We start from the raw sequence: 23,566 nt of genomic DNA, 5'->3' as shown, positions 1-23,566 counted from the left end.
TGGGATATCGAGCGGACAAAAACGAACATGGCTTGGCGAGCATCCGATTGCCATCTGGCTTTTCGACGGGGATTTGAGTAAGGATATTAAGAAGTGAGGAGTGCAACTCACCCTTGGGTGAGACGGCTTAAGCATGGATAGGGTTAGGGTTCAAGGCCTGCGAGGCTGGCTGAGGGGTTTCCCTATGCCGAGCAGGCGGTGGGGCGCGGCTGTCCGCAGAAAAAGTAGCGGGGCAATTTCTGCCGGCTTTTACGTGAGTTGCTATCGACATGGAGGTTTGGGTTCCCGCCGCTTCCCAGTTTGTGGGAGAGGATGAGCTGCATCATGCCACGACGGGCTTCCCCTGCACCGCTATCTTTGCCGGCGCTGAGTGCTCTGGTGCTGGCCCTCTCGGCCTGCGGCGAGCTCTCTTCCTCTAATTTGTCTCCCAGCGTCGTTTCCCCTTCTGCCCTGCAGCCGGTTTCCACCCCAACTCCCCTCGCCCCCGCCGCTCTCACACTCGAACAGGCCCGCCAATCGGGTTTGGCGGTGCCCAACAACCGCATCGTCCTGCTCCTCCAGGAACAAGGATCCGATCTGGTGGCCCAGCTCCCTGCCTCCGAGGTGGATCGCTGGCTGGCTCGTACCCCCACCTGGCCGGGGGTGGAGGGGATCGATCTCAGCATTACCCTGGGCAGCTATCGCCAGACCGCCAACGCGCCCCTGCGCCTAGGGCAGCCGGCCACCTTCACTTTTACCAACCCACCTGCCGGGGAAGCGGAGCTCAGCGCCATTGCCTACCGGGGATCCACCACCTTGGCACAAGGAAAGGGATCCCTGACCCTTTCTGCCCGTTCTGGGGGCTCTGGCGGTGCCAATCGCCGCCTTTCTATGTTGGTGCTCTCCGGGGTAGAGGTGCCGCTGCTGCACACGGGATCGGGGGTGCCGGCGCCCGGCCAGCCGTTGCTGCTGTCGGGGGAAAATCTGGAGCGGGCAGAAACGGTTCTCTTCGCTTCAGCCGCCAATCCCGAGCGCAGCTGGAGAGGGGAGATCCGCTCCCGCAGCAACGACCGCCTAACGGTGATGCCGCCGGCCTCCCTTGCCGGCACTGTTTGGGTGGCCGTTGCCGATGCTGCAGGGCAGGGGTTGGGAACCCTGGTTTACGAGTGGCCGGCCCCTACCCCCTCACCCACCCCTACTGCGGCAGCAGCCTCAGCCTGGCGGGTGGAGACCTTGCTGCATGGCCGCACCTCCTCGGCAGTTAACCCCGGGAACAGCGCCTCCGATAGCGGCGGCGAGTCCAGACTCTCCCTCGGACAGATCGGCGGCATTGCCGTCGACCCGGAAGGATTCTTTTACTTAGCTGACCCGGCCCAGCACCGGATTTTTCGGCTTTCTCCCGAAGGGGAACTGGAGGTGTGGGCGGGCAGTGGCAAGGCCGGCCATCGAGACGGAGCAGCGGATCAGGCGCAGTTCGACTCTCCCCAGGGGCTGCTCTGGGATCCCAAGGGAGGATTGTGGGTGGCCGACAGCGGCAACCATTGCCTGCGCTACATCAGCCGACAGCGGCGGGTGAGCACCTTTGCCGGCACCTGTTCAGCCGGCCACCGAGATGGAGAGCGCGACGAGGCGCAGTTTCGCGAGCCCTTTGGCCTGGCCTTGGGTCTAGACGGCAGCCTTTACGTGGCCGATCGCGCCAATCGTCGCATCCGCCGCATCACTCCCACGGGCAAGGTGACGACGGCCGCTGGCACCGGCCAGCCGGGATCCGCGGATGGGCCGGCAGACCAAGCCCAGCTTCTGGAGCCGACAGCTCTGGCAGTGGACAAGGCGGGTAGCCTCTGGATTGCCGATAGGCATCGCCTGCGCCGGCTCTCTGCCGACGGACACCTGACCACCCTCTCCCAGGCGGAAGCAGGCTACCGCGATGGCCCTCTGGCGGAGGCCCGTTTTCAAACCCTTGCGGGGCTGGCTTTCGACAGTGCGGGGGTCCTCTGGCTGACTGACCAAGACAACCGCCGCATTCGCCGTCTTCAGCCCAGCGGGCAGGTCTCTACCCTGGCCGGGGGGGATGAGCCGGGCTGGCAGGATGGCCCGGTGGTCTCAGCTCGCTTCCAGCGGCCTGGCTCTCTACTTGCCTTGCCAGACGGCAGCTTGGTGGTGGTGGATGCTGGCCTGCCTGGCTTGCGGCGTCTTAGCCGCGTCGTCCCCCAGCCCGCCACTCCCGTTTCGAGGGGATCCCCCTAGCCGCGGCGGTAGCGGGCCAGGGCCGCTTCGTAAGCCCGCCGACTGGCCTGCAGGGACTTTTCCAGATCCACCACAGGGCGGGGATAGTCCACCCCTAGCCGCACGCCAAACTGCTTTTGCTCGGCGGCGCTGAGGCGATAGGGCTCGTGGATCTTGTCCCCCGGGATCCCGGCCAGCTCCGGCAGCCAGTGGCGCAGGTAGTGGCCCTGGGGATCGTAGTCGCGGGATTGCTTGGGAATGTGGAAGTAGCGGAAGCCGCGGGCATCGTTCCCTACGCCGGCGGTGTAGTTCCAGTTGCCGTAGTTGCTGGCCACGTCGTAGTCAATCAGCAGCGATTCAAACCATTCCGCCCCCAGACGCCAGTCGATCCCCAGGTTTTTGGTGAGGAAGCTGGCCACATTCTGCCGCCCGCGGTTGGACATGAAGCCGGTGGCGGCCAACTCCCGCATGTTGGCGTCCACCAGGGGGTAGCCGGTCTCGCCGCGGCACCAAGCCTGGAAGCGATCCCCGTCCTGCTGCCAGGGGATGGGGATCCCCTGGATCCCTGCGGGGCGAAACAGCTTGGCCCCATGCTTGGCCAAGATGAAGCGAAAGTAGTCCCGCCACAGCAGCTCAAACACCAGCCAGTAGGTGGATTCGTTGCGCACCCGCTCCTCCTCGTAGCGCTTGACTTCGGCATACACCGTGCGAGGAGAAAGGCAACCCAACGCCAACCAGGCAGAAAGACGCGAGCTGTCGTTGGGATCCAGCATGCCGTTGCGGGTTTCTTTGTAGACGCGCAGCCGGTCCAGATCCCAGATATAGGTCTGCAGGCGGGCCTGGGCGGCGGTGCTGCCGCCGGCATAGACAAAGCGGGCGCGGGGATCCGGCGGCGGCAAGCTCAACCCCAGCGCCGCCAGGGTGGGCAGGGGGCCAGGATCTAGCCCCGGCGGCAGGGGCGGCAGGGAGGGGATGGGCAGGGGAGCGCGAATGGCGGCCTTGGCTTCCACCTGCTGGCGGAAGCGGGTGAACACCTCCGGCAGGTCTGCCAGGGCAAAGGGGAGATCTTCGGGGTGGTAGAGGGTGTGACCCCAGTCCAGATGGAGCCGGATCCCCAAGGGCTGCAGCGCTTGCTGCAGGGCCTCAGCAACCGCCTCCTCCTCGGTGCCCACCTCTTCGTGGGCATAGACAGCCTTCACCCCCCACTCCCGCGCCAGGGCCGGGATCACCTGCTCCGGCTGGCCTTGGCGAATGACTAGGTCAGAGCCGCGGGCCCGGAGCTGCTGCCGCAGGTCGGCCAGGCTCTCCAGCAGGAACTGGGCGCGGAAAGAGCCGGTCTTGGGAAAGCCAAAGGCCGTCTGTCCAAAGTGGCGCGGATCTAGGCAATAGAGGGGAATGAGGAGAGATCCCTGCTGGCAAGCCCGCGTCAGCGGCTGGTGATCTAGCAGGCGCAAATCGGTGCGAAACCAGAGCAAAACGGCCATTCTAGACGGATGCCAGCGCTTCCGCTTCTTCTTGGGGATCCCTCCTGGGTCGCCCCAGTTCCGGGCTGGGGACGAAATGGGGCACCTGGGCAGCGGGGATGTGGATGGGGGCCTTGGTGCGCGGGTGATAGGTTTGCCGGGCCGGGCGGTAGCGCAACGAGAAGGTGCCAAAGCGCGCCAGCCGCACGGATCCTCCTTCCGCCAGACATTGGCTGATGCTGTCTAGCATGGCCTCTAGGGCAGCGGCAGCCATTTTGACGGTCAGGCCATCCACCTGGGCGGCCATCTGGCGGGCCAGCAAACGACGATTCAAATGGGGAAGAGAAGCCACGACCACTTATCCAGACAATGGCAACGGGACAACAGCGGCCCTGAGCTTGATGCTCCCAACCTGATATGGCGAGAACTCCATCGGAAAAGAGAACGGCATCTCCCAGGCCGGCTACCTGAAGCTGAAATGTAGGCTTGAGGAAACTGAGAGCTGGGGCGGCCACCTTGCGGCAACTTACACGCAGAGAGGATCCGACACCGCAACTGCCACTAATCCACTGTCTAGCCGGTAGCCAGACTGCTCAACTCGGCTCATCCTTGGCGTGGCCGGAATCGACCACTTCCAGCTCGCTCTCGAAAAACCAGTGCCGGGAGCGATCGGGAAATTCCAAAATGTAGCCGATGCCACTGCCATCGACCACCCGCCGTGCCAGCACCACAGCCTCCTTGCCCACCAGCGCGCTCACCTCTTCTTGTCCGCGATCCTGAATAGAGCGCACCCTAACCTTATCCCCAACTTTGATCACCATAGTCGATCAGGGTAACCGCGAAGAGCTTTACCACTCAAGATGGTACGCCAAAAAGGATCCCTGCCGGAATCTGGCCCGACCGGGCTGAGGCCAACGGGGATTGGCTAGGATGGAAAAAGAGCGTTGTGCCCCCGACTGCCCCTGTGATTGCCCTCTCCCTCAAGCCAGCCCACTGCTCCTGGAGCGTTATCAGCTTTCCCTCCACCCTCTATACCCAGCCGGTTCTGGATTTGTTGATTGCCAAAGTTCCCCCCCCCTGGAGGGCGGAGGTGCGTTTGGGCCTGCAAGAGGCGATCATCAATGCCGTTCGCCACGGCAATGGCCTGGATCCCAACAAGAGGGTGATCGTCGAATACGCCAGCTCCGAGCCGTTTTATCAGTGGCTGGTGCGGGATCAGGGATCCGGCTTTCGTCCCCAGGAGGAGCTAAACCGCTGCCGCTGCGGCATCCTGGAAACGGAAGAGTCAGGGCGGGGAATGCTCCTGCTCACCCAAATTTTCGACTTTGTGCAGTGGAACGAGACGGGCAACCAGCTCTACTTGGGCAAGTACATTCACCCCGGCTGCCGGGATCCCTGGATAGTTTGACGGGCTCCACTCAGTACCACTGCCAAAATAGCTTGCCCCTCTGGAGGAGCCAGTGCCCCCGATCCGGATAGGGAGCCTCGGACAGCGTCAGGGCAGTGGTGGCGAAGGCCAGGCGCGTGGACGACCAGCGGGATCCCTGCAGTTGGGGCAGCCAAGTTTCCGGTAGAACCCCCAGGGATCCGTACCCATAGCCCAGGTTGCGGTGGGGCAGGGGGGCCACCAGGCGGCGCCAGGCGCGGCTGGCGCTCAAGGGAGGATCCGCCAGGGCCGCTTCCAAAGCCGCCAAAGAAGAAGCCAGGTAGGAGTAGCCTTCCCGGTCGGTGTGGTACACCTGGGCCGAGAGAGGCGATGCTTCCGGGATGGCGGGCAGGGCTTGGGGAAGAGCCTCTGCCGCCTGCACCCGGGGAGAGCCTCCCCTGCCGCTGACCTGCAGCAGCCCACCGGCCAAGAGGGGGATGTCTTCTCGCGGCGTGGAGTGGCTTGGCTGGGGTTGCGGCTGGGCCGCCGGCTTGCTCCAGACAGTGGCGGTGCCATGCTTAGTTGCAATCGACACCACCTGCCAGCCCTGGGCGATTGCCCGCTCATCCAGCGTTGGCGCATCCGGCCTCTTGCCAACCCACAGCCAGGCCAGTTCCCCATCCGTGGGCAAAAAGGCAAGGGCAAACTCTCCCCTTTCCGGCAACAAGTGCTGCCAGTCCAGCTCCACCTGCAATTGCAACTGCTGCAGCCATTGGCCGGGATCCAGCCGCAGGCCGAAGAGGCTCAGGGGTTGCATCCGCCCCAAGCTCTGCCAAAGGTTGGCCCAGTTCTGTCCGGAAATTAGCGCTAGCGTCTCGTCGGGCAGATGCCGAATAACCTGCGGATGAAAAGCTTCTACCGTCGGCAAAGCGAACTCAGCAGGCGTATGCCAAAGGGCGGCAGTTTCGGCCACCAACCCCCGAAAGTTGACCCCTAGCCCCAGCCCCACTGCCTGCAACGCCAGAGCGTCGGGAGAGGGCGATTCCGGATTTTGCCAGAAAGCCCAACCCACATGCGCCTCCTGTAGCGGCTGGATCACCTGCCGAAACTGCGGCTTGCTCACCAACGACAACTGCGGCAACTGCCACGCATCGATGGCGGCGCGAATGGCAGCAGCCTGTTCTGCCAGCAGCACATAGCGCTCGCCGAAAAGGGCTGCCGTGAACCCCTGCAACTCCGGAAGCGGGCTGGACACCACCTGAATGCCCTTGTAGGTATCCACCTGCACTGGCAAGCCGGCCAAGCTCTGCCGCTCCCACAACAGGTTCAGCTCGAATTGGGCAAGCGCCGCGTCGCGAGTTTCCAAGGCAACCAAGGTGCCCCACTCCGGCAAGCTGGCCAAGAGGGTGCTTTTCCCCAGCCAGGGCTGCACCTCCCGCTCGAAATCCAGGGCTCCCCCGGCCAGCATGGCTCCCAACCAGCCCGGGCCTGCGCCGGAGAAAAACTTCCGCCACTGCTGACGAGTGGCGCGTCGCTGGGAAGCGGGGGTTGCCGCTTGCCAAAATGCCTGCAAATCCTCGAGAGGGGCGGCCAGCAGCAACAGCGCCTGGGTGGAACGGGGAGCTAGGCCCACAATCGGCGGCAGCGCCGGGCGAGATAGCAACAAAGCCAGAGGGCTTTGGGTGAGCAGCCAGGTGATAGCCCACACCACCAGGGCAGCCAGAAGGCCCAGACCGATCAGGATCCCGCGCAAGAGTTGCCGTTGTCCCATACCCACATCCACAGCCTGAAAGACGCGCCGTCTTGCCTCGATGCCAGTACCTCGGCACGGCGTAACCATCTTACCTGCGAGGGGAAGTTTGCGCGCCTTGCTTGCCTTTGGCCCGAACTCGGAGTGAGCGATAATGGGTGCGGCGTTTGCAGCGATGGCTCAGCGATGCGCATTTCCTTGAAGTGGCTGCGGGAATTGGTGGACTTTGAGCTTTCCCCGGAAGAATTGGCAGAAGCCCTCACTCTGGTGGGGTTTGAGGTGGAGGAGATTGAAGATCGCCGCAGTTGGGCAGAAGGGGTGGTGCTGGGCAGGATCCTAGCCGCCGAGCCCCATCCCAATGCTGACAAGCTGCGCGTTTGCCAGGTGGACTTGGGATCTGAGCAACCGGCCACCATCGTCTGCGGAGCGGCCAACGCCCGCGCCGGCTTGCTGGTTCCTGTGGCCACGCCGGGCACTCATCTGCCCGCTGTGAACCTGACCATTGCCAAAGCGGAGAAACGGGGAGTGCTCTCGGAAGGCATGATCTGCTCTTTGGCCGAGCTGGGGCTGGAGAGGGCTTCGGAAGGGATCCACGAATTTCCGCCTGATTTGGATCTCAAGGCCCACCCGCTGGGGTCTGACGCCCGCCCGCTGCTAGGCCTGGACGATGTGGTGTTGGATCTCACTTCCACCGCCAACCGCGCCGATGCTCTGAGCATGGTGGGGATCGCCCGCGAGGTGGCCGCCCTCACCCGCAACCCGCTGCGCCTGCCGCCGGTTCAGCCCCTACAGGCCAAGCCCATCCCCAACTTCAACCTGCGCATTGCCGACGCCAAGGCCTGCCCCGCCTACAGTGGCGTGTTGATCGAGGGAGTGAAGGTCGGCCCTTCTCCCGACTGGCTCAAGCATCGCCTGGCCGCCGCTGGCATGCGCTCCATCAACAATGTTGTCGATGTTACCAACTTGATCTTGCTGGAATGGGGCCAGCCCCTGCACGCCTTCGATTGGGATCGCCTGCTGCAGGTCATGGGCAAGAAGAAGCCCACTATTGAGGTGCGCTTTGCCCAGGCGGGAGAAACCCTGAAAACCCTGGACGGCCAAACCCGCACCTTGCACCCTGAAAGCCATCTCATCGTGGCCGGCGGCCAGCCGGTAGCCCTAGCAGGTGTGATGGGGGGAGAAGAGACAGAAGTGAGCTCGGCCACCACCAGCATTTTTTTGGAGGCCGCCCTCTTCGACCCGGTGGTGACGCGCCGCTCGGCCCGCTCGCAGGGACTGCGCACGGAAGCCTCGGCCCGCTATGAGCGGGGGGTTAATTTTGCCACCCTCGACCTGGCGCGGGATCGGGCGGTGCAGTTGATTTTGGAGCTGGCGGGAGGATCGGTGGTTGGCCTCACCACCTTTGACCAACGGCCACCGCTGGAGCGGACGCTGAAGCTGCGGCTGTCGCGCCTCATCGACGTGTTGGGGGAAGAGGTGCGGCCAGAGGATGTGGAGGAGATCTTGCCGGCCTTGGGCTTTCAGCTTTCCCGCTGTCAGGCAGTTGCCCCGGAGGCTCCCCCCCTCCCTGCTACGGAGACAGCGGGCGTGGCCGGCTGCGTTTGGCAGGTGTCTGTTCCCCCCTACCGCCTGCGGGATGTCGAACGGGAGATCGACTTGATTGAGGAATTTGCCCGTCTCTACGGCTACGACCGCTTCTCGGAAACCCTGCCCACGGAGCCGCAGGTGGGATCCCTCTCTGCACGGGAAACTTTGACCCGGCAAATTCGCGAGGTGATGCGGGGCATCGGCCTGACGGAGGTGTACCACATCTCCCTCTGTCCGGCAGAGGAGGACAGCTCCTTGGTCAAAATCGCCAATCCGCTTTCCCCCGAGTACTCCGCTGTGCGCAAGGCGCTGTTGCCGGGCTTGGTGGAGGCTTTTCGCTTCAACTGGGATCAGGGCAACGGCCCGCTGCAGGCTTTTGAGATTGGCCACGTCTTTGCCTATGCCCCTCCCTCCAGCCCTGAGCCCTATCAGGAGGCGGAGCACTTGGGCGGCATCCTGGGCGGGGACCTCAACCCCAATGACTGGCGGCACCACAGCCGGCCCATGGACTGGTTTGAGGCTAAGGGGCTCTTGGTCTCGGCGCTGGAGCGGCTGGGGTTTACTTCTGAGTTTCGCCCCGATCCCCCCGAGGCGCAATCGCCGCTGTTGCACCCCGGTCGCCAGGCCGGCATCTGGATCGAGGGATCCCGCATTGGCCTATTTGGGCAGTTGCACCCCCGCCTTTGCCAGGAGAAGGATTTGCCGGAGGAGGTCTATGGGTTTGAGGTGGATCTGGATCCCTTGTTGGCCAGCCTGGAGAAGCGGGGCCTAGTGCAATTTTCCCCCTTTTCGCCTTTTCCGGCCTCGGATCGGGATATCGCCTTCTTTGCGCCGCTGGAGCTGTCGGTGGCAGACATCGAGAAAGTAATCCGCCAGGCGGCAGGCCCTCTGCTGCAGTCGGTACAGCTTTTCGACGAGTACCGCGGCCAAGGGGTACCGCCGGGGCAGCGCAGCCTCGCCTTCCGACTGGTGTACCGCGCTCCGGATCGCACCCTCACCGATGCCGAAGTGGAAGCTGCGCAAAACCAGGTGAGGGCCCAGCTAGAAAAGCACTTTCCGGTTACCTTGCGCAGCTAGCCGTCTGCTAGTTTCTAGTACGATCTTCGGGAAGTTTTACACGGGACTTTTGGCCGTGCAGAGCAACGCCTCTCTTTTGGCAGCAACCAGCTCTCAGGCTGTGGCCTGTGATCCCCTAACACGGGCGCAGATTCTCCTCGAAGCCCTGCCCTACATCCAGCAGTACCAGGGGCGCATCATGGTCATCAAATACGGCGGCGCCGCCATGGTGCAGCAGGAGCGCCGAGCTGAGGTGCTGCGGGATATTGTTTTTCTGGCCTGTGTCGGCATTCGGCCGGTGCTGGTGCATGGCGGGGGGCCGGAAATCAACAGTTGGCTCCAGAAGCTGGACATCCCTTTCAAGTTTGTCGACGGCCTACGGGTAACCGATGCCGCCACCATGGAGGTGGTGGAGATGGTGCTGGTGGGCAAAGTCAACAAACAGATCGTCCAGCTCATTAGCCTGGCTGGCGGATCGGCGGTGGGGCTGTGTGGCCGGGATGGCAACCTCATTAGAGCTCGCTCCCAGGGTCGAGCGGAAATTGGCTTTGTGGGGGAGGTGAGCAGCGTCAACCCGCAGGTGCTGCACACTCTGCTAGAGGGCAACCAGATCCCAGTCATTGCCAGTGTGGCCGCTGACGAGACCGGCCAAGCCTACAACATCAACGCCGACACCGTGGCCGGGGAGCTGGCAGCCTCTTTAGGGGCAGAGAAGTTAATCCTCCTTACCGATACCCCAGGCATTCTCAGGGATCCTGAGGATCCCAGCTCCCTGATTACGCTCCTGGATATCGAGACGGCCCGCCAGTTGATCCAGACAGGGGTGGTCAGAGGGGGAATGATCCCCAAGGTGCAGTGCTGCATTCGCGCCTTGGCCCAAGGGGTGCGCGCTGCCCACATCCTGGATGGCGGCTCCCCTCACTCCCTGCTCCTGGAGCTGCTGACCGATGCCGGTGTGGGCACCAAGATGATCCCTTCTCAGTTCTCTGCCCAGTTGGGGAACGGAGCTTCCCTCTAGTCTTCGTTCGCGACAGCGGTGCGGCAATGGGATTTGCGCCCATGGCTGAGACATTGAACCACGGCTTGGCGGACCCTTGTCGGGTTTAGCTGGGCCCCAGCTCCTTGCTGGCGCGCGCCAATCTCCACGAGGTGTCATCAGCGTTCTTGGGTAGAAGTCCGTGAGCCTTGCTACCTCTTCCTCCAGGGATCCCCGCAGCGACTGGCGGCTGCTGCGGCTGCTCTGGCCCTATGCCCGTCGGCACCTGAAGCTGTTGTTGGCGGCCTTGGCCTTTTTGCCGCCCCTGGCCCTAGCCGATGCGGTGCAGCCGTTGATCCTGCAGCGGGCCCTGGACGGCCCCATCGCCCAAGCGCTTGCCCAAGGCGACAGTGGGATCCTCGCCGGCCTCTGGCCCTACGCGGGCCTGTTGATCCTCACCCTGCTGGCCCGCTGGGTTTTTCAGGCCCTGGAAGGGTATAGCAGCCAGAAGCTGGGGCAGTTGATGACCCGCGACATCCGCAACGATCTCTTCGCCCACGTGCTGGCCCTGCCGGCCCAATTTTTCGATCGCACCCCGGTGGGCAAGTTGATCACCCGCATCACCAGCGATGTGGAGGCCTTGGGAGATGTGTTTTCCACCGGCGCGGTCGGCATCGTCAGCGACCTCTTTACCCTGCTGGTAATCGGGGTGGTGATGCTCAGCCAGCGCTGGGATCTGGGCCTGCTGCTGATCCTCATCGTCCTGCCAGCCAGCGCTGTAGTGGTCGAGCTGCAGCGCCGCTTTCGCGATGCCAACTTTCGCGTGCGGGAAGAGCTCTCTAAGCTCAACGCCTGGATCCAGGAAAACGTCTTGGGCATTGCCGTGGTGCAACTGTTTCGGCGGGAGCGGCTCAACAGCGAGATTTTTCAAACCATCAACCGCCGCTACATCCAAGAGGTGGATCAGACCATCCTCTACGACGCTGCCCTTTCCGCCGTTTTGGAGTGGGTTGCCTGGCTGGCGGTGGCCGCTCTCCTCTGGGTGGGCGGGCAGCAGGTGCTGGCAGCCGGCAGGGGGGAGTGGCTGGGATCCCTGCCCCGAGAACCTCTCACCTTCGGCAGCCTCTACGCCTTCATCCTCTTTTCCCAGCGCTTTTTCAACCCGCTGCGCCAGTTGGCGGAAAAGTTTACCGCCCTGCAGGCGGGGTTCACCGCCGTGGAACGCATCGACCACATCCTCCGCCTGCCCGTCGCCATCCGGGATCCCGTCAGCCCCCGCCACCTGCCCCCAACCGCCAAAGGAGAGGTGCAGTTCGAGCATGTTTGGTTTGCCTACAACCCCGGCGAGTGGGTGCTCAAAGACCTCAGCTTCACCATCCGCCCCGGCGAAAAGGTCGCCCTCGTGGGGCCCACCGGCGCTGGCAAAAGCTCCATCATTCGCCTACTTTGCCGCCTTTACGAAGTAACTCGCGGCTGCATCCGCATCGACGGCGTGGACATTCGCCACCTGCCTCAGGCCGAGCTGCACCGTCACCTGGGCGTGATCCTGCAAGATGGATTCTTGTTCTCTGGAGATATCCAGCAAAACATCACTCTAGGAGAGGAGGGCGAGCTGGCAGAAGTGGAGCGGGTGGCCCGTCAACTCCACCTGCACGAGCTCATCCGCGATCTGCCCCAGGGCTACGCCACCCCCGTGCGGGAGCGGGGCAGCAACCTCTCCAGCGGCCAAAAACAGCTCATCAGCTTTGTGCGGGCCCTGTGGCGGGATCCGAAAATCTTGGTCTTGGACGAGGCCACCGCCAGCCTAGATGTGGGCACCGAGGCCCTGATCCAATCCGCCCTGGAAACCCTGCTGCGGGATCGCACCGCCCTGATCATCGCCCACCGCCTCTCCACCATCCGCCACGTGGATCGCATCCTCGTGCTGCAGCGAGGGGAACTGAAAGAACAGGGATCCCACGCCGAGCTCATGGCCCTCAACGGGCTCTACGCCCACCTCTACCGGCTGCAAGATTTGGGCAGCTAGCGACCAGAACCAAAGCGAGACCGAAGCGCCCGCAGGGTGGTGAAGCTGGCATCCGCAAGCGCGATGCGGGCTTTGCAGAGGAGCAGATTGCCATTATCTAAAGCCGTGTCTTTCAGGCTGGCCAAACCGTCGCCGGCCTGCACCAGAAACCGACGGCTCCAGGTGGAGAAGTTTTTGCTGAAGGTGTTGATCAGGCGTTCCATGGGGACTGCTCGTTCCGCTTTGAGTCTCCTACTTAGCCTACTCCGCCGGCAAGCGATCTCCGCAAGCCTGAGCAATTCCCGAGAAAATTGTTACAGATTATTAAAAACTTGCTGTCAAGGCGGCAGACTAGCTATCATGAACCGCAAGTCCGGCATACAACGAGAAACAGTTAGCCATGAGTCAGCGGCCAGAGGTTGTGGAAGGCGCAGAGGCCAAGCAAAAGGTGACGTTGTATCTCCCACCCGAGTTGCACCGGAATCTGAAGATTCGGGCTGCCGTGGAGCGGGAGCCGATGTCGGCAGTAGCGGAGAAGGCCCTCACCTTCTACCTGCTTCACCCGGAGGTCATCGAAGGGGTGCAAGGCAGCGCCTACCGCGTCCACCGCTGCCCTGAGTGCGGCCATCCGTTTGTCATCCGCAATGGGGAGGTGGTTTCGCTTCACCAGCAGTCCGCTTCTGAAGCCATCCTCGAAGAGGTGGAGCCGGAATACTGGGGAGCGGCCTCGGCCTCCGAAGAGCAACGACAAGACGAGCTGGTGCCCTGCTAAGGCTTTTTGCGCTGTTTCAAAGGTATGCCTCTTTGTGAGCTTGAGCAGACAGGAGGGGTATAAAACAAGGGTTAGTAAAGAGCAAGTCAGGATATCTCAAGTACTTTGAAGACAGGCAAACTCCAGACGCCGTTTTCCTTCCTTTCTGTCGGTTTCGCTTAGATTTCCCTCCGCGCAGTTGGTGTTTCCCATGCAAGAGCTCAGCATTCTCATCCAAGCTCAATACCCACTGCTCTACCTGGTCACTCCAGAGGAAGAACGGGCGGAGGCAGCTCTGGCGGCGATCGCTCGCACCCTCAAGCCGCAGCGGCGCCTGTTTGTCTGGACGGTTACCCACGGCATTGTTGAATACGGCAACCCCCGCAGCCTCACCCAGCACAACACCCAATCCCCCCAGCCGGCTATTCAGTGGGTGATGGAGCAAAAAGATCCCGCCATCTGCGTCTTCAAAGATCTGCACGACTTTTTGGACAACACCGAAGTCAAACGCTGGCTGCGCGATGCCATCGCCAGCTTGAAGGGATCCCACAAAACCATCTTGCTGATGTCGCCGGTGCAGGTAATTCCCGTCGAGCTGGAAAAAGACATTTGCGTGGTGGACTTTCCCTTGCCGGACATGGCCACCCTGGAGCGCACCCTCAACCGGCAGTTGGAGCAGCTTCCCCGCGGCGGATCCCTGAGCCCTGAGGCGCGGGAAAAGCTGGTCAAGGCAGCCCTTGGCCTAACGCAAGACGAGGCGGAAAAAGTTTACCGCAAGGCGGTGGTGATGCACGGCCGCCTCAGCGAGGCAGAGGTGGATATCATCCTCTCTGAGAAAAAGCAGCTGATCCGGCGCAACGGCATCCTCGAATTCATCGAAGAAGACGAGACCATCGACGCCGTCGGCGGCCTAGAGGAGTTAAAGCGCTGGCTGCTGCAGCGCTCTGAGGCCTTTACCGAGCGGGCCCGCGCCTATGGCTTGCCTCAGCCCAAGGGACTCTTGATTCTGGGCGTACCTGGCTGTGGTAAGTCCTTGATCGCCAAGACCACCGCCCGCCTCTGGGGCCTGCCGCTGCTGCGCCTGGATATGGGCCGGGTCTACGATGGCTCTATGGTCGGCAAGTCGGAGGCCAACCTGCGCAGCGCCCTGCGCACTGCTGAATCGCTGGCGCCGGCCATCCTTTTTATCGACGAGCTGGACAAAGCCTTCGCCGGAGCGGCAGGTTCCAGCGACTCCGACGGCGGCACCTCCAGTCGTATCTTTGGCTCCTTTCTCACTTGGATGCAGGAGAAGCGCTCGCCGGTGTTTGTCATGGCCACGGCCAACCGCGTGGATCGCCTGCCGGGCGAATTCCTGCGCAAAGGCCGTTTTGACGAGATTTTCTTCGTGGATCTGCCCAACATTAACGAGCGCATGGAGATTTTCCGGATCCACCTGAAGAAGCGGCGGCGCGACATCAGCCGCTTTGATCTGCGCCAGCTAGCCGCCGCCTGCGAGGGCTTCTCCGGCGCGGAGATCGAACAAGTTTTGATTGCTGCCATGTACGAAGCGTTTGCCCAGAACCGCGAATTTACCCAACTGGACATTTTGGCAGCAACGAAAGCAACTCAACCGCTATCTCGCACCATGACGGAGCAAGTGGTAGCGTTGAGGGAATGGGCCCAGCAGCGGGCTCGGCCTGCAGCAGCCTCTGTAGCCGAGTACCAGCGGCTGGAGTTCTAGCAGGGGGGTGAAAGGCCAGAATCGCCTTGGCAGAGGCAGAGACGGCTAAAGCTCAACCTTCCCCGCTAGGCGTTGCCCATTGTTTGTGTTGATGTTCCAACCCCTACACATACACAAAGGAGAGAAACACCATGTCTCATTTTAGCACCTTGCGCACCAAGATCACCGATGGCCAGATCCTGGTTAACTCCCTGCGCGATCTCGGCTACACCGTTAAGCTGAACGCCGATGTGCGTGGCTACAACGGCCAGCGTGTTCGTGCCGACATCGTGGCCCAGTTGGAGGGCGACTACGATCTGGGCTGGTCCAAGAACCCCGACGGTTCCTACGACCTGATCGCCGATCTGTGGGGCGTGGCCAAGAAGCACAACCAAACCGAGTTGATCAACTCCATCAACCAGAAGTACGCCGTCAACAAGACCTTGGCCGAGGTGAAGCGCCCTGGCTTGAACAACGCCAACGTTAAAGTGGTGATGCACTAAGCCGGATCCCGTCTCGCCATTGCTGCGGCCATCTGCGCCGAGCAGATTAAAAGAGGGGCTGAACTCAGCCCCTACTTTTTTGCTTTTTGCTGCTTTTGGGTTAATGAGCCGAGCTACCCTACGCTTCGCTAAGGGCGGCGATGCCGGGCAGCTCTTTGCCTTCCAGCAGCTCCAGGCTGGCGCCGCCGCCGGTGGAAATGTGGGTCATTTTGTCGGCTAGGCCCACTTTTTCCACAGCCGCCACCGAGTCGCCGCCGCCGATAATAGTGATGGCACCGGCCTGGGTGAGGTCGGCCAGGGTGCGGGCAATGGCTTCTGTGCCAGCGGCAAAGCGGTCGAACTCAAACACACCCATCGGCCCGTTCCAGACTACGGTTTTGCACCCTTGCAGGGCGGCCTGGAAGGCTTTGACCGATTCGGGGCCGATGTCCAGGCCCATCCAGTCTTCCGGAATGGCGTGGATGGAAACCGTCTGGGCGTTGGCGTCTTTGTCAAACCTATCGGCGACCACCACGTCCACCGGCAGCAGCAGCTCCACGCCCCGCGCTTTGGCCTTCTCCATCAGGGAGCGGGCCAGATCCAGCTTGTCGGTTTCCACCAAAGACTTGCCGGTTGGGATCCCTTGGGCTTGGTAGAAGGTGAAGATCATGCCGCCGCCCAGCAGAAGCTTGTCCACTTTTTCCAGCAGGCGCTCGATGACGCCAATCTTAGTAGAGACTTTGGAGCCGCCGATGATGGCCGCTAGCGGTCGCTGGGGGTTCTCGATGGCGCCTGATAAAAATTGCAGCTCCTTTTCCACCAGGTAGCCGGCCACAGCGGGCTGGAGGTAGGCGGTGACGCCGGCAGTGGAGGCGTGGGCGCGGTGGGCGCTGCCAAAGGCGTCGTTGACAAACAAGTCGGCCAGGGAGGCCAGCTTGCGGGCAAATTCTGGATCGTTGGCTTCCTCTTCGGGGTGGAAGCGGACGTTTTCCAGCAGGGCCACCTGGCCGTTTTCCAGAGAGCTGACCACGGCTTCGGCCTCAGGGCCAATGCAATCGGGGGCAAAGGCCACCGGCTGGCCCAGGAGCTGGGCAAGGCGGACGGCCACAGGGGCGAGGCTATTGCCCTCGCGGGCGATCTGGATGGCGCCGGTCGCCTTGTCTTTCTGGATGGGGCGGCCCAGGTGGCTGGTGAGGATGACCTTGGCGCCCGCCTGGGCCAAGGCTTGGATGGTGGGCAGGGAGGCGCGAATGCGGGTGTCGTCGGTGATGTTGCCCTGGGGATCCAGAGGGACGTTGAAGTCGGCCCGCACCAGCACACGCTTGCCCTTGAGATCAAAGCCGGATGACAGCAGGGATCCCAGTGTTTGTTTGGCCATCGTCGTCCCTCCCCCTGGAGCCAAGAGAATTTTTTTCTAGTTTTTCTCCCGTATCCTACCAGGGATCGGATCCCGGCGGGAAACCCGGGCTCTGGAAATCCTCTCCTCCCTGCCTGCGGCCTGAGCGATTGTAACGGTTTGCAAATAGAATGAAAGTGTTGCTTGATCGTCATCATCATGCGTGTTGCCATTGCTGGGGGAGGGCTGGCGGGGCTGGCCTGTGCCAAGTATCTCTGTGATGCCGGGCATCAGCCGCTGCTGTTTGAGCGGCGGGAGGTGCTGGGGGGGCTAGTGGCCGCCTGGAAAGATGCCGACGGGGACTGGATCGAGACGGGGCTGCACAACTTTTTCGGCGCCTACCCCAACACCCTGCAACTGTTCCGGGAGCTGGGCATCTCCGACCGCCTGCAGTGGAAGGAACACAGCTTGATCTTCAACCAGCCGGACAAGCCGGGCACCTACTCCCGCTTTGACCTGCCGGACATTCCCGCTCCCTTTAACGCCATTGTCGGCATCCTGCGCAACAACGACATGCTCACCTGGAGCGAAAAGGTGAAATTTGCCCTGGGGCTGGTGCCGGCCATGGTGCGCGGCCAGCGCTACGTGGAGCAGATGGATCGCTACAGCCTCTTAGAATGGCTGCGCCGGCAGGGCATCGATGAGCGGGTCAACACGGATATTTTCATTGCCGTCTCCAAGGCGTTGGCGTTCATCAACCCGGACGAGATCTCGGCCATGGTGCCCCTGACGGCTCTGAACCGCTTTTTGCGGCAAAAGGACGGCTCTAAGATTGCCTATCTGGATGGCGCCCCGCCGGAGCGGCTTTGCCAGCCGATGGTGGACTCCATCGTGGCCCGCGGCGGCCAGGTGCATTTGAATGCGGCATTGCAGGCCATCGACCTCAACCCCGATGGCAGCGTGGCTGGCTTCCGCTTCGCCACCCCTGCCGGGCCCTTGCAGGTCACTGCCGACGCCTACGTGTCGGCCCTTTCGGTGGATGCGCTCAAGGAGCTGCTGCCGGCTCGGTGGTGGGAAATGCCCTATTTCCAGCAACTGCGCGAGCTGGAAGGGGTGCCGGTGATCAGCCTGCAGATTTGGTTTGACCGCAAGCTCACCCACATCGACCACTCGCTCTTTTCCCGCTCGCCGCTCTTGAGCGTGTATGCCGACATGAGCAACACCTGCCGCGCCTATGCGGATCCAAAGCGCTCGATGCTGGAGCTGGTGCTGGCCCCGGCTGCCGAGTGGATCGAGCGCAGCGATGAGGAGATCTTTGCCGCCACGCTGGAGGAGCTGAAAAAACTCTTCCCCCAGCACCTCACCGGCCCCAACCCCGCGCGGGTGCGCAAATGGGTGGTGGTGAAAACGCCGCGCTCGGTCTACAAAGCCACGCCAGGTCGGCAGCAATACCGCCCCACCCAAGTCACCCCCATTCCCAACTTCTTCCTGGCCGGCAGCTACACCTTGCAGCCCTTTCTGGGCAGCATGGAGGGGGCTATCCTCTCCGGCAAGTGGGCGGCTGAGGCCATCAGCAAAGGGATCCCGTCTCAGCCAGCTTCTGCTTCGCCTGCGAGCTTGGCGACAGCAGGGGTTTAATGCCGCCGAAAGGCAATTTCCTGGAACTTGAGCGTCTGGGCTATCCAGCCTGTCCGCTTTCCCGTAGTGTTGAGATGTGCCCTCGCTGTCCCCATCTGGCCCCGCGCCCCTGGAGATAAGCCCGATGAGTCCGCTGGAGCAATCTTTTGCCCTCTGTCGCCAGATTACGGCCAAGCACGCCAAGACGTTCTATTTGGGATCCCTGCTCCTGCCCCGACCTAAGCGGCGGGCCATCTGGGCTATCTATGCTTGGCTGCGACAGACGGACGAGCTGCTGGATGGACTGGAAGCCAGCCAGGCAGAGGTGGAGGTCACCCGCAGCAAGCTGGAGCAGTGGGGATCCCACCTGGAATCTTTGTTCCAGGGGGGGGAGCCGCAAGTTCCCACCGACCTGGCCCTCATCCACACCATCCGCACCTACCGCCTCTCGATTGAGCCCTTCCGCGAGATGCTGCGGGGGCAGAGCATGGATCTGGACATTCGGCGCTATGCCACTTGGGAAGAGCTGCGGGTCTACTGCTACCGGGTGGCCGGGGTAGTGGGCCTGATGTGCTCGGAGATCATGGGGTTTGTGCCGGGCCGGGATGGCCGCGAGGAGGCGGTGGCGCTGGGGATCGCCATGCAACTGACCAACATCTTGCGCGATGTGGGGGAAGATGCCCGCCGCGGGCGGATCTACCTCCCTCTAGAGGATCTGCGCCGCTTCAACTACTCGGAACGGGATCTGTTTAACTACGTCATCGACGAGCGCTGGATGGCCCTGATGGACTACGAGATCCGGCGGGCTAGAGAGCTCTATGCCCAAGCGGAACGGGGGATCCCCACGCTGCAGCCGGACTCCCGCTGGCCGGTGGCGGCATCTCTGATGCTCTACCGGCAGATCCTCAACGCCATTGAGCGCAACCACTACCAGGTGTTTCGCACCCGCGCCTATGTGTCTACCCTGAGCAAGGCGCTGGCGCTGCCGGTGGCCTGGTGGCGGTCGTGGCGCTCCAACTACTACGGCTACTAGCTGCGCTGGCAAGAGGAAGATCTATGCTGAACCAGGCCTTGCACCGACCCTATCGGCAAATCTGGGAAGACAGTTTAACCATCTTCTGGCGCGACTGGCTGGATCTGCGCGGGCGGGTCTGGCAGGTGGTGGCTTCGGGGCTGGTGGCCCCCCTCATCTACATCGTCGCCTTTGGGGTCGGGCTGGGCGGATCCCTGCGGGCCGAGGCTTTGGCCGACGTGGCCGGAACCACCGCAGCCGGTTCTTACTTGCGCTTCATTTTGCCGGGGATGGTGGCTCTTTCGGCCATGACCATCAGCTTTGCCGGCACCACCTTCTCCATTTGCGGATCGCGGCTGTTTACCAAAAGCTTTGAGGAATTGCTGTTGCTGCCGGTACACCCGCTGGCGCTGCATTTGGGCAAGGTGCTGGCGGGCATTGTCCGCGGCTTGCTCACGGCTTTGGGGGTGTTGGCGGTGGGGGTGCTGGGCACCGGTGCTTGGGGCCTGCTCCATCCCCTGTCGCTGCTGGTGCTGCTTTTGGATTGCGCCGTCTTTGCCGGCATTGGGGTAATCGCCGGCTTGAAGGTGCCCAGCCTGGAGAGTGTGGGGGTGCTGACTAACTTTCTGATTACGCCCATGTCCTTTCTGGGGGCCACGTTTTTTGATCCCAGTCAGTTGCCAAGTTACCTGCAGGTCTTGGTCTATTGCCTGCCCCTTTCCTACGCCAGCATCGGCATGCGGGCAGCCGCCTACCAGCCCCTGGCGGAGTTCCCTTGGTACACCGTGGCGGTGCTGGCAGGGTTGGCGGCCATCCTGGCCCTGGTGGGAGCTTACCTGTTTTCCCACCAGCAGGATTAGTTGCCCTTGCCAAACACCTCTGGGTAGCGAGCCAGTTGCTCCCGCAGGTCTTGGTCGTAGCGCAGGGCAATTACTCGGTAGCCGTGCCCCAAAAGCTGAGAGCGCAGTTGGCGATCCTGGGCAGCCTGGGCGGGATCGTCGTGCACTGCGCCGTCGCAGAAGATGCAGATGTTGGGATCGTAGAAGAAGTCGGCCACGCAGCGGGGCTCGGCGAGGGCTTTCTGGGCCTCATCGGGAAGGCGATAGCCCCCTTCGGCCAGCAGCTCCAGGAAGCGGCGCTCCAATTCGGAGCGAGGGTCGAGGAGCTGGCGCAGCCACTCCAGTTGCTCTTGGCGGGAGCGGCCCAGGGGACGCAGCTCGGTGCGGCTATGGGCCAGCTCCCCCAGAAGATCTCGAATCTTGTATCGGTCGAGCTCCAGCGCCTCCCGTTGGTTGGCGTAGCTGAGCAGACACTCGTAGCAGGCTGCGCGGCACTCGGGCCGCAGGTCTTGGATCCCGGCTTCTGAGAGCTGGAAGTGGCAGATCTCTAGCGCCGCCTGGGCCACTTCGGCAAGGGCCTGGGGTTCCTCCACCAGCCGCCGCAGGACGCCGGCTCCCCCTTCTGCCGTCTCGTAGAACAGCAGGGCCCGATGGGATCCCTGGCCGATGGACTCGGCGGCCAGCTCCGTCTCTTCCAGCTCAAAAGTCTCTTCGATCCCCCGCTTGAGGGCGTAGCGCAGGGTCGTTTCTAGGGCCTGCAGATTCCCCAGGCTGGGCTGAACCAGCCGCACCAGCAAGAGGTTTTGGGTAGCGCGCACTGCCAGGCGGATGGGCTGCAAGGACATCTGGCTAGACGAGCTGGCTCTATGGCCCTCCAGCTGAGCTCGAGAAGGGACTTCGCCGTTGTCAAAGTTGACCAGGAAACCTCGCCCCCCACTGCCCCGCCAGCCGGAGTTGATGCGCAGCAGCGTGGCGGCTGGGGCATAGCGCAACTGCAGCAGGGGAGTTTCGCCCCTTAGCACGTCGGCTTCCTGGACGCGGTAGCCTGAACTTTCGGGAGCAAACTGAAAGAAAGTCTGCAGCTCGTATCCCTGTCGCCGCCGCTCTTCTTCGTCGGCAGTAATGCGATCCCGGCGCCGCATGCGCACATTAGGCATTTCCAGAAGCTGCGTTAAAAGGCTATTTTGCCCATCGAAGCGGGTACCGCAGACGGGGCAGCAATCCAAGGAGGGATCCCCAAAGGCCCCACAGCTAAAGCAGAGCTTGTGGCTGCTTTTGCGCTCCTCCAGGCCGCCGGGCGGAGCCTGAAAGGCCACCGATTCCCACTGGCAGCCCTCGTGGTAGAGGAAGTTGTGGGGGGCAAACTCGCGAATGGCCAAAAACCGGGGCCGGGCGATAAACTCCCCTTCGCTGCCGCGGGGCACCCAGGCGCGCACGGGCAAGGCAGGGAAGTTGTAGCCGGGCAGGAACCCCTCGCTGGCTAAGTAGCGGTAGGGGTAGAAGTCGCTTTCCTCCCGCTGGGTATCGATTTGCAACAGCAGGTTCCGCTGGCGCAGAGCCTCCTGCTGGCGGCGCCTGGCTTCCTGCTGGTCTTCCCGGCGGCGAGCCGTCTGCAGTTGCTGGTTAGCGGCTTCCAACTGTTGCGTGGCGGCCCGATAGAGCTCCCGCCAGCGGTCAAAAGCGCGGTCAAAGGCGCGGGGGGCTTCTTCAATAACCTGCTGGATCCAGCGCCGGCTAAACCAGCCGCTGCGCTCTAGCACTTCCCGGTCAGCAGCCAAGAGCGCCTCCACCCGCTCTGCCACCTCTTGGCGCGCCGCCTCCCCTAGCTGAATGGAGGCAACTACCTCTTCCCGCAGGGGCAGCTCTGGCCGAGCTGAGTCGATGACCGTTTCGATGGAGTTGCCCAAGGGCAGGCGCACCTGGGCCAGCCAGACGGCGTGGATGTGGGCCCGCAGCAGCGACTCATTGGCCAAGTCCAGGCGGGGAGGTCGCACCCGTCCAGCCACCATTTCGGCCCGGCGGCGAAAGTAGTACTGGTCGTGGCTGTTGAAGGCGCCGCAGTAGCTGAGGATGAGCCCCGGCTGCCCCTGGCGACCGGCCCGACCGCTGCGCTGGGCGTAGTTGGCTGGCGTTGGGGGAACGTTGCGCAGGTGCACCAGATCCAGATCGGCAATGTCGACCCCCAGCTCTAGGGTGGGAGAGCAAATGAGGTAGGGAAGGCGGCGCTCCCCGGGCTCATTGCGGAAGCGTCTCTCTCGCCGCTCCCGCTCCCCCGGCTGAACCACCTGGGCGGTGTGCTCTCTGGCTTCCAGGGATCCCAGCCCTGCTGCCCCGGCTCGGTAGAGCTCCTGGAAGAAGGGGTTGATGGGACGGCGGACGGAGGTGTAGCCCTCCTGCTGGGCGCTGCGGGAATACAGAGGATCCGGCGGCGGCAGGCCATCCCCCAGACACCAGTGCAGACAGCCGGCGTCTAGCTGGTAGGCTACCTGGCCATTTTCCACGTGGCGCCGTAGCAGGCCCTGTCTGACCAGGAGAGACAGCAGGGACTCCAAAAACCTGTCGTAGGCTTCTTGGTTCAGATCAAGGCGCCTGCGGAGGAAGCGACCAATGGTGCTGCGGGGGCCCAGGCTGAGCATTTGCCCGTTTTCCCGGGAAGGGTTCTGGCCAAAGCAGCGAGCCGTCCGCAACTCCTCATGCTCTTCCAGGCCCCAAAACTCATTGAGATATTGCTGGGCGCGCCGGCGCAGCCTTCTCTGGGGCTCTGCCTTGAGCACGGGCACATCGATGGCCAATTGGCGCCGAAACTGATCCAACAGAGCCCGCAGCAGTTGCTCTTGCTCCTCAAGGCTAGTTTGGGCAAACCAGGGGTGAAGGGAAGCCAGGGCTGAATTTTGGCAGAGCTCCCCGAGGCCGCGGTACTCGATTTTCAGCAGGCCCACCTGTTCCAAGTTGGGGTGGGTAACCCGCCAGCCGCGCCGCAGATCTTCATAGAGCCGGTATTCGGTTAGCTCGCTAAAGGTCTGCCACACTTCCTCGGCACTGGGCGAGTCGGGATCCAAAGCCGGGTTTTGGGCGATGTCAGCAAGCTCCAGGCCAGAAGCCCGCACCACTTCCTGGGCCACCTCGTCAAAGCCCAGCTCTTTTTTCTTGAGGAGGGCAGCATAGAGCGAGGCCCGCAGAAGGGCCACATGCACAAAATCGTTGAAGTGGCCGGCCTGCAGGGAGGCATCCTGGCGGTTGTCGGTAAAAGTCAGCAGCTTGCTGCAAGCGGCCTGGGTTTGCTCGGCATGGCGCAGCAGGGAGGTGGCAAGGATGGTGGTGGCGCTGGAGCGGCCTTCGCTGGAGAGGGAAGCCAGCTTGACAAACTCCCGCTCGCGGCCACTGTAGTACTCGCCGCAGGCCAGGCACAGGGAAAAGGG

General features: G+C 62.8%; 18 protein-coding genes (1 of these 18 running past the window's edge). 11 read left to right on the top strand and 7 right to left on the bottom strand.

Annotation, left to right across the window (positions count from 1 at the left end):
* Positions 1-324 precede the first annotated feature (324 nt).
* Positions 325-2,226, top strand: coding sequence for a hypothetical protein (locus tag SYN63AY4M2_RS05810; protein WP_240530501.1), 1,902 nt, complete (start codon positions 325-327; stop codon positions 2,224-2,226).
* On the opposite strand, the gene SYN63AY4M2_RS05805 is transcribed toward SYN63AY4M2_RS05810, so the two are convergent.
* The 3 genes from SYN63AY4M2_RS05805 to SYN63AY4M2_RS05795 all read right to left on the bottom strand — a co-directional run bounded on the left by SYN63AY4M2_RS05805 (position 2,223) and on the right by SYN63AY4M2_RS05795 (position 4,489).
* Entirely contained in the window at positions 2,223-3,689 is a 1,467-nt protein-coding gene (locus SYN63AY4M2_RS05805) for a DASH family cryptochrome (RefSeq protein ID WP_099887264.1), read from the bottom strand. The genes SYN63AY4M2_RS05810 and SYN63AY4M2_RS05805 overlap by 4 nt on opposite strands.
* 1 nt (position 3,690) lies before the next feature.
* Positions 3,691-4,020: an HU family DNA-binding protein gene (locus SYN63AY4M2_RS05800; protein WP_240527754.1), complete on the bottom strand. Its 330-nt coding sequence runs from the start codon at positions 4,018-4,020 to the stop codon at positions 3,691-3,693.
* Between the two features lie 241 nt (positions 4,021-4,261).
* Complete coding sequence (locus SYN63AY4M2_RS05795) at positions 4,262-4,489, bottom strand: cytochrome b6f subunit family protein (RefSeq protein WP_240527287.1); 228 nt, start codon at positions 4,487-4,489, stop codon at positions 4,262-4,264.
* Between the two features lie 125 nt (positions 4,490-4,614).
* On the opposite strand from SYN63AY4M2_RS05795, the gene SYN63AY4M2_RS05790 reads away from it, so the two are divergent.
* Positions 4,615-5,076, top strand: coding sequence for an ATP-binding protein (locus SYN63AY4M2_RS05790; RefSeq protein WP_276307391.1), 462 nt, complete (start codon positions 4,615-4,617; stop codon positions 5,074-5,076).
* A 10-nt stretch (positions 5,077-5,086) separates the two neighbouring features.
* On the opposite strand, the gene SYN63AY4M2_RS05785 is transcribed toward SYN63AY4M2_RS05790, so the two are convergent.
* Complete coding sequence (locus SYN63AY4M2_RS05785) at positions 5,087-6,874, bottom strand: DUF3352 domain-containing protein (RefSeq protein ID WP_228375402.1); 1,788 nt, start codon at positions 6,872-6,874, stop codon at positions 5,087-5,089.
* Between the two features lie 96 nt (positions 6,875-6,970).
* Here SYN63AY4M2_RS05785 and pheT point away from each other — a divergent pair, with 96 nt between their 5' ends.
* From pheT to SYN63AY4M2_RS05770, 3 genes are all read left to right on the top strand, one after another.
* Positions 6,971-9,448, top strand: a complete 2,478-nt coding sequence (gene pheT / locus SYN63AY4M2_RS05780; RefSeq protein ID WP_011429219.1) for a phenylalanine--tRNA ligase subunit beta — start codon at positions 6,971-6,973, stop codon at positions 9,446-9,448.
* Positions 9,449-9,548: 100 nt separating this feature from the next.
* Complete coding sequence (argB, locus tag SYN63AY4M2_RS05775) at positions 9,549-10,445, top strand: acetylglutamate kinase (protein ID WP_099813268.1); 897 nt, start codon at positions 9,549-9,551, stop codon at positions 10,443-10,445.
* 160 nt (positions 10,446-10,605) lie between these two features.
* Positions 10,606-12,429: an ABC transporter ATP-binding protein gene (locus SYN63AY4M2_RS05770; RefSeq protein ID WP_099812530.1), complete on the top strand. Its 1,824-nt coding sequence runs from the start codon at positions 10,606-10,608 to the stop codon at positions 12,427-12,429.
* Here the strand turns inward: SYN63AY4M2_RS05770 and SYN63AY4M2_RS05765 are convergent.
* Positions 12,426-12,632 (bottom strand): hypothetical protein, encoded by a 207-nt coding sequence (locus SYN63AY4M2_RS05765; RefSeq protein ID WP_041438058.1) that lies wholly within the window; start codon positions 12,630-12,632, stop codon positions 12,426-12,428. The genes SYN63AY4M2_RS05770 and SYN63AY4M2_RS05765 overlap by 4 nt on opposite strands.
* 176 nt (positions 12,633-12,808) lie before the next feature.
* Between SYN63AY4M2_RS05765 and SYN63AY4M2_RS05760 the strand changes: the two genes are divergently transcribed.
* From SYN63AY4M2_RS05760 to SYN63AY4M2_RS05750, 3 genes are all read left to right on the top strand, one after another.
* Positions 12,809-13,180, top strand: coding sequence for a hypothetical protein (locus SYN63AY4M2_RS05760; RefSeq protein ID WP_099812529.1), 372 nt, complete (start codon positions 12,809-12,811; stop codon positions 13,178-13,180).
* Positions 13,181-13,370: 190 nt separating this feature from the next.
* Positions 13,371-14,882: an AAA family ATPase gene (locus SYN63AY4M2_RS05755; protein ID WP_011429223.1), complete on the top strand. Its 1,512-nt coding sequence runs from the start codon at positions 13,371-13,373 to the stop codon at positions 14,880-14,882.
* Positions 14,883-15,013: 131 nt separating this feature from the next.
* A complete protein-coding gene (locus SYN63AY4M2_RS05750) occupies positions 15,014-15,364 on the top strand; it encodes a DUF1257 domain-containing protein (protein ID WP_011429224.1) in 351 nt (116 codons plus the stop codon).
* A 118-nt stretch (positions 15,365-15,482) separates the two neighbouring features.
* Here the strand turns inward: SYN63AY4M2_RS05750 and SYN63AY4M2_RS05745 are convergent, their stop codons facing one another.
* Complete coding sequence (locus SYN63AY4M2_RS05745) at positions 15,483-16,721, bottom strand: phosphoglycerate kinase (protein ID WP_011429225.1); 1,239 nt, start codon at positions 16,719-16,721, stop codon at positions 15,483-15,485.
* Between the two features lie 177 nt (positions 16,722-16,898).
* Here SYN63AY4M2_RS05745 and pds point away from each other — a divergent pair, with 177 nt between their 5' ends.
* From pds to SYN63AY4M2_RS05730, 3 genes are all read left to right on the top strand, one after another.
* A complete protein-coding gene (gene pds / locus SYN63AY4M2_RS05740) occupies positions 16,899-18,317 on the top strand; it encodes a 15-cis-phytoene desaturase (protein ID WP_011429226.1) in 1,419 nt (472 codons plus the stop codon).
* A 124-nt stretch (positions 18,318-18,441) separates the two neighbouring features.
* On the top strand, positions 18,442-19,329 hold the full coding sequence (locus SYN63AY4M2_RS05735; protein ID WP_041438059.1) for a phytoene synthase: 888 nt from the start codon (positions 18,442-18,444) through the stop codon (positions 19,327-19,329).
* A 23-nt stretch (positions 19,330-19,352) separates the two neighbouring features.
* Entirely contained in the window at positions 19,353-20,168 is an 816-nt protein-coding gene (locus tag SYN63AY4M2_RS05730; protein WP_011429228.1) for an ABC transporter permease, read from the top strand.
* On the opposite strand, the gene SYN63AY4M2_RS05725 is transcribed toward SYN63AY4M2_RS05730, so the two are convergent.
* On the bottom strand, positions 20,165-23,566 hold the 3' portion of the coding sequence (locus SYN63AY4M2_RS05725) for a DEAD/DEAH box helicase (RefSeq protein WP_099887263.1). It continues 1,644 nt past the right edge of the window; 3,402 of the gene's 5,046 nt are visible here — the last part of the coding sequence; the start codon falls outside the window, past its right edge; its stop codon occupies positions 20,165-20,167. The two genes, SYN63AY4M2_RS05730 and SYN63AY4M2_RS05725, sit on opposite strands and share 4 nt — an antisense overlap.

The sequence above is a fragment of the Synechococcus sp. 63AY4M2 genome (genome assembly GCF_002760475.1).
Classification (GTDB): domain Bacteria; phylum Cyanobacteriota; class Cyanobacteriia; order Thermostichales; family Thermostichaceae; genus Thermostichus.
The sequence above is the reverse complement of the archived record's forward strand: the minus strand, read 5'-3'. Positions and strand labels throughout refer to the sequence as shown.